Source organism: Roseateles sp. P5_E1 (genome assembly GCF_054049335.1).
In genome coordinates, this window is record NZ_JBFUMN010000541.1 from 1 (window position 1) to 500 (window position 500).

At 66.4% G+C, this 500-nt stretch carries 2 protein-coding genes; both read right to left on the minus strand.

What is annotated here, in order from left to right:
* Positions 1 to 225: flagellar hook-basal body complex protein (locus ACXJKJ_RS32535; protein WP_457395901.1), on the minus strand; the 225-nt coding region annotated here is incomplete at its 3' end.
* Positions 226 to 361: 136 nt separating this feature from the next.
* Positions 362 to 490 carry a flagellar basal body rod C-terminal domain-containing protein gene (locus ACXJKJ_RS32540; protein WP_457395903.1) on the minus strand — a complete coding sequence of 43 codons (129 nt, stop codon included), beginning with the start codon at positions 488 to 490 and terminating at the stop codon, positions 362 to 364.
* Positions 491 to 500: the final 10 nt, after the last annotated feature.

The following is a 500-nucleotide window of genomic DNA, read 5'->3' on the forward strand; positions in this document are numbered from 1 at the left end:
CACCACGCGTACGCCGGTGCCCAGCTGCAGGCCCGTGGGCAGCTGCGTCTGTGCGGACGAAGAACCGCCCGGCTGGCGCACCTGCTGGTACAGCAGGTCTTCGAAGCTGGCACGGTCCTGCTTGAAACCGGTGGTGTTGGTGTTGGCGAGGTTGTTGGAAACCACCGACATGCGCGTCTGCTGCGCATCCAGTCCGGTCTTGGCGATCCACAATGCCTGGTTCATGGCGATGTTCCTTTGTCTGTTGCGGGTGGCCACCCGGGGCGGCCGTCACGGGGAGCGATGCATGGGCTGTGCCAGAACCGCGCCGGAATTCCGTCGGGGCCCCGTGGGTGCCCCGTCAATCGCGCATCGCCGCGGCTCAACCGCCCAGTCGCAGCAGGCTGTTGGCGCTACGGGCGTTGTCGTCGCCGTGCTTGATCACCTTCACCTGCATTTCGTACTGGCGCTGCAGCTGGATCATCTGCACCAGCGCGCCGGCCGCGTCCACGTTGCTGCCT